At 62.4% G+C, this 12,228-nt stretch carries 13 protein-coding genes and 1 pseudogene; 9 read left to right on the top strand and 5 right to left on the bottom strand.

Annotated features, from left to right (window positions below):
* Positions 1-3: 3 nt before the first annotated feature.
* A complete protein-coding gene (yrfG, locus tag E6B08_RS01605) occupies positions 4-666 on the top strand; it encodes a GMP/IMP nucleotidase (RefSeq protein WP_136912488.1) in 663 nt (220 codons plus the stop codon).
* Between the two features lie 107 nt (positions 667-773).
* Here yrfG and lysM read toward each other — a convergent pair whose 3' ends face one another.
* On the bottom strand, positions 774-1,226 hold the full coding sequence (gene lysM, locus E6B08_RS01600) for a peptidoglycan-binding protein LysM (RefSeq protein WP_136912487.1): 453 nt from the start codon (positions 1,224-1,226) through the stop codon (positions 774-776).
* Positions 1,227-1,400: 174 nt separating this feature from the next.
* Between lysM and fdhD the strand changes: the two genes are divergently transcribed.
* The 3 genes from fdhD to E6B08_RS01585 all read left to right on the top strand — a co-directional run bounded on the left by fdhD (position 1,401) and on the right by E6B08_RS01585 (position 5,289).
* Positions 1,401-2,240, top strand: coding sequence for a formate dehydrogenase accessory sulfurtransferase FdhD (gene fdhD / locus E6B08_RS01595; protein WP_136912486.1), 840 nt, complete (start codon positions 1,401-1,403; stop codon positions 2,238-2,240).
* Entirely contained in the window at positions 2,237-4,582 is a 2,346-nt protein-coding gene (locus E6B08_RS01590) for an FdhF/YdeP family oxidoreductase (protein WP_136912485.1), read from the top strand. Before fdhD ends, E6B08_RS01590 begins: the two co-directional genes overlap by 4 nt.
* Before the next feature lie 224 nt (positions 4,583-4,806).
* Entirely contained in the window at positions 4,807-5,289 is a 483-nt protein-coding gene (locus E6B08_RS01585) for a glycine zipper domain-containing protein (RefSeq protein WP_136912484.1), read from the top strand.
* 57 nt (positions 5,290-5,346) lie between these two features.
* Here the strand turns inward: E6B08_RS01585 and E6B08_RS01580 are convergent, their stop codons facing one another.
* Positions 5,347-5,787: an acyl-CoA thioesterase gene (locus E6B08_RS01580; protein ID WP_136912483.1), complete on the bottom strand. Its 441-nt coding sequence runs from the start codon at positions 5,785-5,787 to the stop codon at positions 5,347-5,349.
* A 101-nt stretch (positions 5,788-5,888) separates the two neighbouring features.
* Here E6B08_RS01580 and E6B08_RS01575 point away from each other — a divergent pair, with 101 nt between their 5' ends.
* Complete coding sequence (locus E6B08_RS01575; RefSeq protein ID WP_238349276.1) at positions 5,889-6,353, top strand: hypothetical protein; 465 nt, start codon at positions 5,889-5,891, stop codon at positions 6,351-6,353.
* Positions 6,353-6,625 (top strand): type II toxin-antitoxin system RelE/ParE family toxin, encoded by a 273-nt coding sequence (locus E6B08_RS01570; protein WP_136912482.1) that lies wholly within the window; start codon positions 6,353-6,355, stop codon positions 6,623-6,625. The genes E6B08_RS01575 and E6B08_RS01570 overlap by 1 nt, the downstream gene beginning before the upstream one ends.
* A gap of 58 nt (positions 6,626-6,683) precedes the next feature.
* On the opposite strand, the gene E6B08_RS01565 is transcribed toward E6B08_RS01570, so the two are convergent.
* Positions 6,684-8,225, bottom strand: a complete 1,542-nt coding sequence (locus E6B08_RS01565; protein ID WP_136912481.1) for a phosphoenolpyruvate carboxykinase — start codon at positions 8,223-8,225, stop codon at positions 6,684-6,686.
* Between the two features lie 179 nt (positions 8,226-8,404).
* Positions 8,405-9,304, bottom strand: a complete 900-nt coding sequence (gene hslO / locus E6B08_RS01560) for an Hsp33 family molecular chaperone HslO (RefSeq protein WP_136912480.1) — start codon at positions 9,302-9,304, stop codon at positions 8,405-8,407.
* Positions 9,305-9,423: 119 nt separating this feature from the next.
* On the opposite strand from hslO, the gene E6B08_RS01555 reads away from it, so the two are divergent.
* Entirely contained in the window at positions 9,424-10,218 is a 795-nt protein-coding gene (locus E6B08_RS01555; protein WP_136912479.1) for a phosphatase PAP2 family protein, read from the top strand.
* A gap of 92 nt (positions 10,219-10,310) precedes the next feature.
* Here E6B08_RS01555 and E6B08_RS01550 read toward each other — a convergent pair whose 3' ends face one another.
* Positions 10,311-10,712, bottom strand: a complete 402-nt coding sequence (locus E6B08_RS01550; protein WP_136912478.1) for an RNA-binding S4 domain-containing protein — start codon at positions 10,710-10,712, stop codon at positions 10,311-10,313.
* A gap of 132 nt (positions 10,713-10,844) precedes the next feature.
* On the opposite strand from E6B08_RS01550, the gene E6B08_RS01545 reads away from it, so the two are divergent.
* Together E6B08_RS01545 and rimK are read left to right on the top strand one after the other, a co-directional pair.
* Positions 10,845-11,303: an ATP-dependent zinc protease gene (locus tag E6B08_RS01545; protein WP_416194385.1), complete on the top strand. Its 459-nt coding sequence runs from the start codon at positions 10,845-10,847 to the stop codon at positions 11,301-11,303.
* A pseudogene (rimK, locus tag E6B08_RS01540) lies at positions 11,300-12,204 on the top strand (30S ribosomal protein S6--L-glutamate ligase). Before E6B08_RS01545 ends, rimK begins: the two are co-directional and overlap by 4 nt.
* The last annotated feature ends 24 nt before the right edge of the window (positions 12,205-12,228 follow it).

Genomic DNA, 12,228 nt, shown 5'->3' with positions numbered 1-12,228 from the left:
CCCATGCCTGTTCTTCCCTGGTCCGCCATCGATACCGTCCTGCTGGACATGGACGGCACCCTGCTCGACCTGCACTACGACAACCGCTTCTGGCTCGACCACCTGCCACAACGCTACGCCGAGCTGCATGGGGTGAGCCGGGCGCTGGCGGAAATGGAGCTGCAGCCGCTGTTCGAGCGCAACGCCGGCACCCTCAACTGGTACTGCCTGGACTTCTGGAGCCGCGAGCTGAAGCTGCCGATCCGCGAACTCAAGCGCGAGATCGCCGACCTGATCGCCCTGCGCCCGGATGCCGACACCTTCCTTGCGGCGATCCGCCAGGCTGGCAAGCGCGTGGTGCTGATCACCAATGCCCACCGCGATTCGCTGTCGCTGAAACTGGAGCGGGTGGAGCTGGCGCCTTACTTCGAGCGGCTGATCAGCTCGCACGATTATGGTTATCCGAAGGAAAGTCCGCAGTTCTGGGATGCGTTGCAGGCCGATATCGGCTTCGAGCCGCAGCGCAGTCTGTTCATCGACGATACCCTCGCGATCTTGCGCAGTGCCCGCCGATTCGGCATAGGACACCTGCTAGCGGTGCGCCAGCCCGATAGCCAGGCACAGCCTCGCGATACCGAGGAGTTCGCGGCGGTGGAGGATTACCGGGAGTTACTGGTTGGCCTGTGAGGGCCTCTTCGCGGGCAAGCCCGCTCCCACAGGATCTCCACAGGTCCGAACATTGTGGGTTACTTGTGGGCGGGCTTGCCCGCGAAAGGGCCGTTACAGCCTGATGATCATTCCTTGGGCGGAATACGCAGTACCTGCCCCACATAGATCTTGTCCGCGCTTTTCAGCAAGGGCTTGTTAGCCTCGAAGATCTTGTTGTACTGGTTGGCGTTGCCATAAACGCGCAGCGAAATTGCACTCAGCGTTTCACCCTTCTGCACCGTTACGAACTGGGCCTGGGTAACGACCGTCGCTCCCGCCACGGTCAGACCATCAGCATCGACCTTGGCCACGCCTTCGATATTGCCCGCCGCCAGGATGATCTTCTCCTTTTCCTCCTGGCTAGCCACTTCACCCTTGAGCACGACCTTGTCGCCGTCTACAGTGGCACTGATGTTCGGGTTGCCCAAACCGACGTTTTTCACGTGTTCCTTGATCTGCGTCTCGGCATTGGCATTACCGGGGGTCAGCAGGTCGACTACCTTCTCACCTACGTTCTTCACGAAATCGATCAGACTCATAACGTTCTCCTTGTCGACGAAACCTCGAACCCTGAAGTCTAGGCCACGATTGCCGACCCTGCCCAAATGCGACCAATCGACGCGGTCTATCAAGGCATAGACCCTAGCGATTAGACGTCACCGGCACACAAGCCTAGGCTTGTGCTATCAGATAGCCGCCGGTAATCCACGCCGATGCATAGCAAACCTCCGGTCTGCGCGGCGTCATCGTCCTTGACCATGCCCGCCGCCAGCAATACCTACGACTACGTCCAGCTCGACGACAGCGCGCAGGCCAGCACGCCGCTGGCCGAAGAAGTCGCCCTGGCGATCGTCTACAACGGCCTGAACCAGGCGGTGATGCTGGTCAGCCCCACCGACCTCGAGGACTTCGCGGTCGGCTTCAGCGTGGGCAGTGGCATCGTCGAAGGCACCGCAGAAATCTACGACCTCAAGCTCTCCGGCAGCGGCTCGGCGATGTACGCCGACCTGGAAATCTCCAGCCGCGCATTCTGGAACCTGAAGAATCAGCGCCGGCAATTGGCCGGCACCAGCGGCTGTGGCCTGTGCGGGGTCGAGGCCCTGGAGCAGGCGCTGCCGGAACTGGCCGTGCTGCCGGGCGCCCCGTTGCCTCCAGCGCACTGGCTGGCTGGTCTGCGCCAGCGCATCGACGCTTTCCAGCCTCTCGGCCAACACTGCGGCGCGGTGCATGCGGCGCTGTTCATGAACGATCAGGGCGAACTGCTGCTGGGCCGTGAAGACATCGGCCGGCACAACGCCCTGGACAAGCTGATTGGCGCGCTGCTGCGCCAAGGCATCGACGCCACGGGCGGCCTGGCCATCGTCACCAGCCGCTGCAGCCTGGAGCTGATCCAGAAAGTCCTGCGCGCCGGCATCCAGACCCTGGTCAGCCTGTCGGCGCCCACGGGCCTGGCCCTGCAATGGGCACGCAAGCACAACCTAAACCTCATCCATCTGCCCAAACACAGCGCACCGCGGGTCTACAGCCCTGCGGCGGAGTCTCAACAGCCGTGACCTCGTACCAGCACCTCCCAGACAACGCCCCCGCCTCTTCCCCACGCTACAAGCCCTACGATGGCCCCGCCGGTGGCTGGGGAGCCTTGCGCAGCGTGGCCAAAGCCTGGGTCGGCAGCGACAACGCGCTGAAGAACATCCGCGCCCTGCTCAAGACCAACCAGAACGGCGGTTTCGACTGCCCTGGCTGCGCCTGGGGCGACTCGCCCGAAAGCGGCATGGTCAAGTTTTGCGAGAACGGCGCCAAGGCGGTCAACTGGGAAGCCACCAAGCGCCGTGTCGATGCCGGCTTCTTCGCTCGCTACAGCGTCAGCGCGCTGCTGGCGCAGAGCGACTACTGGCTCGAATACCAGGGTCGGCTGACCGAGCCGATGGTCTATGACCCGCAAAGCGATCGCTACCAGCCCATTGAATGGGACGCCGCCTTCGCCCTGATCGCCCGCCACCTGAACGGCCTGACCACACCGGACCAGGCCGAGTTCTACACCTCGGGCCGCGCCAGCAACGAAGCGGCGTACCTGTACCAGCTGTTCGTGCGCGCCTACGGCACCAACAATTTCCCCGACTGCTCGAACATGTGCCACGAGGCCAGCGGCGTGGCCCTGGGGCAGAGCGTCGGCGTCGGCAAGGGCACCGTGACCTTCGACGACTTCGAGCATGCCGATGCGATCTTCGTCTGGGGCCAGAACCCCGGCACCAATCACCCGCGCATGCTCGACCCGTTGCGCGACGCAGTGAACCGCGGCGCCCAGGTGGTGTGCATCAACCCGCTAAAGGAACGCGGCCTGGAACGCTTCCAGCACCCGCAGAACCCGCTGGAAATGCTCACAAACAGCGACCGCCCGACCAATACCGCATTCTTCCGCCCGGCCCTGGGTGGCGACATGGCGATGCTGCGCGGCATGGCCAAGTTCCTCCTGCAGTGGGAGCGCGAGGCCCAGGCCAAGGGCGAGCCCGCCGTGTTCGACCACGTGTTCATCGCCGAGCATGGCCATGGCGTCGACGAATACCTGGCCGTGGTCGACAGCACCTCCTGGGAGCACATCCAGGCCCAGTCGGGCCTGGAGCTGGCCGACATCGAACTGGCCGCGCGCATGTACTGCCGTGGCAAACGCGTGATCATGTGCTGGGCGATGGGCATCACCCAGCACCGCCATTCGGTGCCGACCATCCAGGAGATCGTCAACCTGCAGATGCTGCGCGGCAACGTCGGCGTGCCCGGCGCCGGCCTGTGCCCGGTGCGCGGCCACAGCAACGTGCAGGGCGACCGCACCATGGGCATCAACGAACGCCCACCGGTCGCGCTGCTCGACGCCATCGAACGACGCTTCAATTTCCCGGTGCCGCGCCATAACGGCCACAACACCGTCGAAGCCATCCACGCCATGCTCGACGGCCGGGCCAAGGTGTTCATCGGCCTGGGCGGCAACTTCGCCCAGGCGACCCCGGATACCGAGCGCACCGCCCAGGCATTGCGCAACTGCGAGCTGACCGTGCACATCAGCACCAAGCTCAACCGCAGCCACCTGGTCCACGGCAAGCAGGCACTGATCCTGCCATGCCTGGGGCGCACCGACATCGACCTGCAGGCCGACGGCCCGCAGGCGGTCACCGTGGAAGACTCGTTCAGCATGGTTCACGCCTCCAACGGCCAACTGAAACCCCTGTCCACCCAGATGCGCTCCGAGCCTGCGGTGATCGCCGGCATCGCGGCCGCCACGCTGGGCAAGAAACCGGTGGACTGGCATTGGTTGGTGGCCGACTACGACCGCATCCGCGACCTGATCGGCGACACCATCGCCGGTTTTGCCGGCTTCAACGAGCGCCTGCGCCATCCGGGCGGCTTCTACCTGGGCAACAGCGCGGGCAGCCGTGAATGGAAAACCAGCACCGGTCGCGCCAACTTCAAGGCCAACCTGCTGCCGGACACCCTGCTCGATGAACGAGTGCGCGCCAGCGGCCAGGTGCCGGACCTGATCATGCAGTCGATGCGCTCGCACGATCAGTACAACACCACCATCTACGGCCTGGACGACCGTTATCGTGGCGTACGCGGCCAGCGTGACGTACTGTTCGTCAATGAAGCCGACATCGTGCGACTGGGCTTCCAGCCGGGGCAGAAGGTGGACATCGTCTCGCTGTGGGGCGATGCGCACGTGCGCCGGGTACGTGGCTTCACCCTGCTGGCGTTCGATATTCCTGCCGGGCAGGCGGCGGCGTACTATCCGGAGGTGAACCCGTTGATTCCGCTGGAGAGCATTGGCGACGGCAGCCATACGCCGACGTCGAAGTTCGTCGCCATCAAGCTTGAGCGAGCCCAGGACAACGGACGCATCCTCTAAAAGCCGCCTCGGCGGCCAGAGGTGCCAGAAACGAAAAAAGCCCTGTTCCGTAACGGTTCAGGGCTTTGTCATAAATACCTCAGACAAGCAAAAATCAGGAAAGTTTCACCCGAAAAACAATAACTTAGATAATTGTGTACAACTCGTGCTACTCGTCGGATTTGCGTTGCCAGGCGCCCTCAAGAGCCTCACATTCGCCTCGTCATCCCTATGAGGCTCTCTTGATGAAGAAGTACTCCTCGATTCTGTTGTTGTCTTTCAGCTTGCTCAGCGGCGTTGCCATGGCAGGCGGCAATACCGAGGCTGGCATTGGCGGCGCATTGGGTGGGGTACTCGGCTCCGTGGTGGGCAACTCCATCGGTGGTAGCACCGGCGGCGCCATTGGTGCGGGTCTCGGCGGTGCAGCCGGCGGTGCCCTGGGTGCCGACAAACGCCAGCGTGGCGAGGCCGCCATCGGTGGCGCACTGGGCGCCGCAGGCGGCAACGTGGTCGGTCGTTCGGTCGGCGGTACCACCGGCAGCTACATCGGTGCAGCTGCAGGCGGCGGTGCCGGTGGCGCCCTGGGTAACTACCTGGGCAACAAGGCCGACGACGACGACCGTCATGATGGGCGCCGCTACCGTCGCGGCTATGACGACGATCGCCGCCACTGGGACCGTGGCCACCATTACGGCCACCGCAAGCACAAGCGCCACTGGCGCGACTGATACCTGGGGCACAGCCTAGGTAGCCAGAAGAGCCCCGCCCTTACCGGCGGGGCTTTTTCATGCCTGCCGGTCGAGCGCCAGGCCGGCCAGGATGGCCTGCAGCGTCTCTGGCAAGGCCAACGGACGGCCACTGTAGCGCTCGACGAACACCTGTACCACCGTGCCCGCCGCGCAGGCCTCCGGCTCTCCCGGACGGAACAGCGCCAGGCGGTATTCCACCGTGCTGCCCACCAGCCGCGTGACACCCAGCCCCACCTCAAGCACGTCCGGGAAGCCGGGCAGTGCATAGAAGTCCGCCGCGGAACTGACCACGAACGCCGCCAGCTCGCCTTCGCGCAGGTCCAGTTCGGCCTGCTCGACCAGGAAGGCCTGGATCGCGGTTTCGAAGAAACCGTGGACGGTGGCGCCGGCGATATGGCCGTTGAGGTCGTTGTCCTGGGGGCGGGTGAGGATCGGGTGGAAGTGAGAGAAGGAGGTGCGGCCTGGGGATTCGTTCATGACAGGTCCAGTGTGACTGCATTAGGGAGACGCTTCCCACAGCAATATAGGAAGCCTATAGTCGGCAATCATTTATAGATTGCATAGCATGGTGGACCCCGATGAACGCGAGAAATACACCAGTGCCTACTCATCAGCTCGATCATGCCCACCTCAGCCAAATGGTGGCATCCGGCAGCATCAATGCGACTCACATTGTAAGTCAGCCCGGCGGCTGGTCCATCCAAGTGGACGTCAACCAATTGGAGCATGTTCTCATCGCCCAACGAAGCGGCAACGTCCGATTGTTCAAGAAGTTCGAGACCCTGGTCAGCTATCTGCTGGGTCTAGGTATCGACCACTTTCAGGTTGACGCTTCTACGTTTGACCCGAAGCAGTTGGCTACCTACCAGCGGCCAGACCGTGCCCAAGCGCTCAAACGCGCCCATCAAGCAGCCGCCTACGAAGCTTGGTTTCACCAACAGGTGGAGGTAAGCCTGAACGACAATGCTGCCGTCATCGATGACGAAGACGCCGAGCGGATGTTTGCAGATCACCACGCCAAACTCAAAGCCAAACGCTGCTGATGCGCCTGGTTTGGCGAGACATGGCGCTCAAGGACCGTTTGCGCATCATGGAGCGCGTTGCAGCAGACAATCCTGAAGCCGCCATTTTGCTAGATGAAAGCTTCAGAGACAAAGCCAGGCGCGCCGCTCAAACACCTCGGCTGTACAAACTAGGACGATATCCGAGTACACGAGAAATCGTCGGGAGGCCGAACTACGTGATGGTGTATCGCATTTTGGACGAGCGCGTTGAAATTATCCGCATACTGCATGCACGTCAGCAATGGCCTTGATACTAGAAACCAAAAAGCCGCCCCGAGGGGCGGCTTTCTCATTCCAACCAGCGACAGCTTACAGCTGAGGACCGGCAGCCTTGATGGCCTCGGACACGTCGAACTTCTTGAAGTTCTCGGTGAACAGCTTGGCCAGGCCCAGGGCAGCAGCGTCGTAGGCAGCTTTGTCAGCCCAGGTGTTGCGCGGGTTGAGCAGCTCGGTGTCGACGCCTGGAACGGCCTTCGGCACGTCCAGGTTGATGATGTCCAGGTGCTCGGTTTCGGCGCCGACCAGAGCACCGCTCTGAATGGCAGCGATCACGCCACGGGTGGTCGGGATGCTGAAGCGCTTGCCGACACCGTAGCCACCGCCGGTCCAGCCGGTGTTGACCAGGTAGACCTTGGAGCCGAACGCGTTGATGCGCTTGATCAGCAGCTCGGCGTATTCACCCGCCGGGCGCGGGAAAAACGGCGCGCCGAAGCAGGTGGAGAAGGTCGATTTGATGCCGCCGCCCGAACCCATCTCGGTCGAACCGACCAGCGCGGTGTAGCCGGACAGGAAGTGATAGGCAGCCTGTTCGTTGTTCAGGATCGATACCGGAGGCAGAACACCGGTCAGGTCGCAGGTCAGGAAGATCACTGCGTTCGGCTCGCCGCCCAGGTTGGCCTCGGCACGCTTGGCCACGTGCTCCAGCGGGTAGGCGGCGCGGCTGTTCTGGGTCAGGCTGACATCGGCGTAGTCGGCGTGCTTGTTGGCATCGAGAACCACGTTCTCCAGCACTGCGCCATGCTTGATGGCTTTCCAGATGACCGGCTCGTTCTTCTCGGACAGGTCGATGCACTTGGCGTAGCAGCCACCTTCCATGTTGAAGACGACGCCTTCGCCCCAGCCGTGCTCGTCGTCACCGATCAGGTAACGGCTCTCGTCGGCCGACAGGGTGGTCTTGCCGGTGCCGGACAGGCCGAAGAACAGGGTCACGTCGCCCTCTTCACCGATGTTCGCCGCGCAGTGCATCGGCAGTACGTCGGCGGCCGGCAGCAGGAAGTTTTGCACCGAGAACATGGCTTTCTTCATTTCGCCGGCGTAGCGCATGCCCGCAATCAGCACTTTCTTGGCCGCGAAGTTGATGATCACGCAGCCATCGGAGTTGGTGCCGTCACGCTCAGGCTCGCAGACGAAGTTGGCGACGTTGAGGATCTGCCACTGGTCGCGGCCAGCCGGGTTGAACTGCTCCGGATTGATGAACAGGCAACGACCGAACAGGTTCTGCCAGGCAGTCTGGGTGGTCATCTTCACCGGCAGGTAGTGTTCGGCTGCCGCCCCTACGTGAACGTAGGAAACGAAGTGATCCTGGGCGTTGTTGAATGCCTCGACGCGGTCCCACAGCGCATCGAACTTGTCGGCCGGGAACTTGCGGTTGATCGGGCCCCAGGCGATGGCGTCCTGGGTGGAAGGTTCTTCTACGATGAAACGGTCGGCCGGCGAACGGCCGGTACGGTGGCCGGTCTCGACTACCAGTGCGCCAGTATCGGCCAGCACGCCTTCACCGCGTTGCAGCGCTTCTTTTACCAGTTCATCGACGCTCAGGTCGGTGTACACGGTGTTGTTGGCTTGCGTCATGAGATACCCCATCCGGCCCGAGGCCGAGTGCTCCAAACGTTTTGTAGTTGTCTCGAAAAAACTACTACAGCGAAAAAAGTGGCCGGATTATGCCAGAAACGCCCAAAAAAAGTAGGCCCCTCCTGTCAGAACCGCTCTTTTGCGCAATTCGACAGGAGATTCCCCTGAACTTAAACGTTTCAGTGACGAGTGTCTGACGCCAGGTCAGTGCCGCCTCCGGCAAACAGTTGCGCGACGTCGCTGGCATCGAAGAAGTAGCGTTCGTTGCAGAACTGGCAGTCAATTTCCACTTTTCCGCCGCATTCTTCCACCAGCTGCTTGGCGTCGTGCTCGCCAAGACTGACCAGCGCATTGCCGGATCGTTCGCGAGAGCAACTGCATTTGAAGCGCAGCGGGTGGATATCGAACAGGCGCACGGCATCCTCGTGGTACAGGCGATGCAGCAGCGTTTCGTTGTCCAGGCTCCACTCCTCGGGCTTGAGGGTGCTGGCCAGGGCCACCACGTGCTGCCAGCTTTCCTCACGCTCTTCATCGTCCGGTTGGCGGTCGCGCGGAAGCTGCTGGAGCAACAGGCCGCGGGCCTTGCCGGTGGAAGTGTCGAGCCAGAAGCGGGTGTTGAGCTGCTGCGACTGAACGAAATAGTTGGTGAAGCACTCCGACAAATTGGCGCCGTCGAGGTCCACGGTACCCTGGTAGCGCTGGCCCTTGACCGGGTCGATGGTCAGGGTCAGGTGGCCATCGGGCATCAGTTGCGCCAGGGTCGCGTCGGCCGGGATCTGGTCCGCTTCGTAGCGGGCCATGCCGCGGATGTCGCGCTCACCCGAGCACTCGACCATCAGCAGTGGAATCGGCCCTGGCGAGCGCGCCTGCAGAATCAGCAGCCCGTCGAACTTGAGCGCGCCCACCAGCAGTGCAGTGGCGGCCATCAGCTCGCCGAGCAGGGTCTGCACGGGCGCGGGGTACTGGTGACGCGCCAGCACCGCGGCGTAGCTGTCCTCGAGCTCCACCCACTCGCCGCGCACATCGCGGTCGTCGAAGATGAAACGTTGGGTGAAATCGGTATCTGGCAAGTCGCTCATAGGTTTTGGCTATCTGAAAATGATGACAAAATGGTTACACGGGATGTCGCGAATCTGCACAAGCCCATGACAGAGCGCTCACGAGGCGCTCCGATTACTGTTTGCAATAGAGGCATTTTATGGACAATCGACCCCTGTTCCAAGCAAGGTGGTCTTGGGGGCCCCTGGTAGCCTGTACCCTGCTACCCATCGCTCTACTGTGTTTCTGGTTATGGCCGTTTGGCCAGATCCTCTGCCTGACTTTCGACGAGTGGCTGTTCCACAGCCTCAATGCACCCCTGGCAGACAACACCACCTGGCGCTACATCTGGACCGTTGGCAGCCTGCGGCCCTTCGATATCGTAGTCGGCCTGATCCTGCTGGCCGTGCTGATCCGCGGCAACTTCGTGTTCAAGGCACCGCAGGTACGCGAAGCCTTTTTCGGTTTTCTCGTCACGCTGATCCTATTAGTGGTGATTCGCGCACTGTTTTCCAAGTGGGTGGATGCAATGGGTTGGCAACATGACAGCCCGTCGATGGTGTTCGACAACGTCGTGCACCTGAGCGACTACTACCCGAAGCTGGAAAAGGCCTGGGAGCTCAAGGACCGCTCCAGCAACAGTTTCCCCGGCGACCACGCCTCGGTGCTGTTGATCTGGGCGCTGTTCATGAGCCTGTTCAGCCGTCGCCTGGTGCAGTACCTGGTGATCTGGGGCCTGGCCTTCCTGTTCATGATGCCGCGCCTGGTGGCCGGTGCCCACTGGGGCCAGGACGACTACATCGGTGGCCTGCTGATGGCAGTGCTGGCGCTGGGCTGGAGCTGTCATACGCCGCTGGCGGCCAAGGGCAGCGCCCTGCTGCTGCGCTGGACGGCGCCGCTGTTCAGGCTGATGGGCAAGTTGCCATTGGTCGGGCGCCTGGCAGTGATGCGCTAGCAAACCGAGCCGCTTTGCGGCTCATCGTCGGCAAGCCAGCGCCTACAGGGCCAATTCGATAGCTGTAGGAACCGGCTTGCCGGCGATGAGCACTACTCGAAACTGCCATGCAACTGGTGAATCTGCCGGCGTTGCTTCTTGTTCGGTCGACCGTCACTGGTCACCCCCAGCGCTCCAGCCTTGCGCAACTCGGCCGCCTGCTCGCGACGGCGCACGCTTTCTTCGGTCTCCTCATACAACGTCTGCGCCTCTGGCGCCCCGCGCCGCACCACCGACAACGCCTTGACCACCACCGTGCGCTCGTCGAAGCCGGTGCGCAGGACGAATTCGTCGCCCACCCGGGGCTCCTTGCCTGGCTTGCAACGCTCACCGCGGCAATGCACCTTGCCACTTTCGATGGCCGCCTTGGCTAGCGCACGCGTCTTGTAGAAGCGTGCCGCCCATAGCCATTTATCCAGGCGAACCTTGTCGTCATCCTCTTGCTTGCCTGCCATCTTCTACCTCGAATTCTGTCTTTCATCGAACTGTACTACCGTAAGCTTCGGATGCAAAAAATCGCCGCCGTGCTTACAGTTCACCACCTCATTCGCAGGGTGCGCTTCGTGAAGACATTTGACCATCTGACTATGATCGGCCTGCGCGAGTGGGTCGCGCTACCCGACCTGGGCGTCGCCGGCCTGCGAGCCAAGATCGATACCGGCGCCAGCACCTCCAGCCTGCACGCCACCGAGGTGGAACCCTTCGAGCGCGATGGCCAGCGCTGGGTGCGCTTTACCGCGCACCTGGGCTCTGTGGTGCAACTGCGCCATCGCCGCTGCGAGGCACCACTGGTCGCCATGAAAACCATCAAGAGCTCCAACGGCCAAGCCCAGACTCGCTATGTGATCCGCACATCGCTGGCCCTGGGCGATGAAGTGTGGCAGGTCGAGTTCACCCTCGCCTGCCGCAAGAACATGCGTTACCGCCTGCTACTCGGCTCCAAGGCGCTCGTCCAGGCGCAATTGGTAGTCAACCCTGGGCTCAAGTACGTTCAAGACAAACCGGCCTACCCGGCCACTCTCTCTCCTGTAACAGGTGCTGCATGAAGATCGCTGTGCTGTCGCGCAATCCGCGTCTGTATTCCACCCGCCGCCTGGTCGAAGCCGGTACCCAGCGTGGCCACGAAATGGTAGTGATCGATACCCTGCGGGCCTACATGAACATCGCCAGCCACAAGCCGCAGATCCATTATCGCGGCAAGCCGCTGGAAGGCTTCGATGCGGTGATCCCGCGCATCGGCGCTTCGGTGACCTTCTATGGCTGTGCGGTGCTGCGCCAGTTCGAGATGATGGGGGTCTACCCGCTCAACGAGTCGGTGGCCATCGCCCGCTCGCGAGACAAGCTGCGCTCGCTGCAACTGCTGTCGCGGCGCGGTATCGGCTTGCCGATCACAGGTTTCGCCCACTCGCCCGACGACATCCCCGACCTGATCCAGATGGTCAATGGTGCCCCGCTGGTGATCAAGGTGCTCGAGGGTACCCAAGGCATCGGCGTGGTGCTCTGCGAAACCACCAAGGCCGCCGAATCGGTGATCGAAGCGTTCATGGGCCTGAAGCAGAACATCATGGTCCAGGAGTACATCAAGGAAGCCGGCGGCGCCGACATCCGCTGCTTCGTGGTCGGCGACAAGGTCATCGCCTCGATGAAGCGCCAGGCCAAGCCCGGGGAGTTCCGCTCCAACCTGCACCGTGGCGGCGTGGCGAGCCTGATCAAGATCACCCCGAGGAGCGCATGACCGCCATTCGTGCCGCCAAGGTCATGGGCCTGAGCGTGGCTGGGGTCGATATCCTGCGTTCGAACCATGGGCCGCTGGTGATGGAGGTGAATTCGTCACCGGGGCTCGAAGGTATCGAAGTGACCACCGGCAAGAACGTCGCCGGAATGATCATCGAGCACCTGGAAAAGAACGGCGGGCCCAACCAGACCCGGACCAAGGGCAAAGGCTGAATCAGACCTGGGCGGGCCTGCGAA

The sequence above is a fragment of the Pseudomonas putida genome, from assembly GCF_005080685.1.
Taxonomy (GTDB): Bacteria; Pseudomonadota; Gammaproteobacteria; order Pseudomonadales; family Pseudomonadaceae; genus Aquipseudomonas; species Aquipseudomonas putida_V.
Note: the sequence above shows the minus strand (reverse complement) of the source record. Positions and strands in the feature narration are given on the sequence as shown.

Bases quoted from the DNA above. Each gene is read 5' to 3' on its own strand.
- E6B08_RS01585 (WP_136912484.1), top strand. From the start codon at position 4,807: ATGAAGAAGTACTCCTCGATTCTGTTGTTGTCTTTCAGCTTGCTCAGC.
- E6B08_RS01570 (WP_136912482.1), top strand. From the start codon at position 6,353: ATGCGCCTGGTTTGGCGAGACATGGCGCTCAAGGACCGTTTGCGCATC.
- lysM (WP_136912487.1), bottom strand. From the start codon at position 1,226: ATGAGTCTGATCGATTTCGTGAAGAACGTAGGTGAGAAGGTAGTCGAC.
- E6B08_RS01555 (WP_136912479.1), top strand. From the start codon at position 9,424: ATGGACAATCGACCCCTGTTCCAAGCAAGGTGGTCTTGGGGGCCCCTG.
- E6B08_RS01545 (WP_416194385.1), top strand. From the start codon at position 10,845: ATGATCGGCCTGCGCGAGTGGGTCGCGCTACCCGACCTGGGCGTCGCC.
- yrfG (WP_136912488.1), top strand. From the start codon at position 4: ATGCCTGTTCTTCCCTGGTCCGCCATCGATACCGTCCTGCTGGACATG.
- E6B08_RS01580 (WP_136912483.1), bottom strand. From the start codon at position 5,787: ATGAACGAATCCCCAGGCCGCACCTCCTTCTCTCACTTCCACCCGATC.
- E6B08_RS01565 (WP_136912481.1), bottom strand. From the start codon at position 8,225: ATGACGCAAGCCAACAACACCGTGTACACCGACCTGAGCGTCGATGAA.
- E6B08_RS01575 (WP_238349276.1), top strand. From the start codon at position 5,889: ATGAACGCGAGAAATACACCAGTGCCTACTCATCAGCTCGATCATGCC.
- E6B08_RS01550 (WP_136912478.1), bottom strand. From the start codon at position 10,712: ATGGCAGGCAAGCAAGAGGATGACGACAAGGTTCGCCTGGATAAATGG.
- fdhD (WP_136912486.1), top strand. From the start codon at position 1,401: ATGCATAGCAAACCTCCGGTCTGCGCGGCGTCATCGTCCTTGACCATG.
- hslO (WP_136912480.1), bottom strand. From the start codon at position 9,304: ATGAGCGACTTGCCAGATACCGATTTCACCCAACGTTTCATCTTCGAC.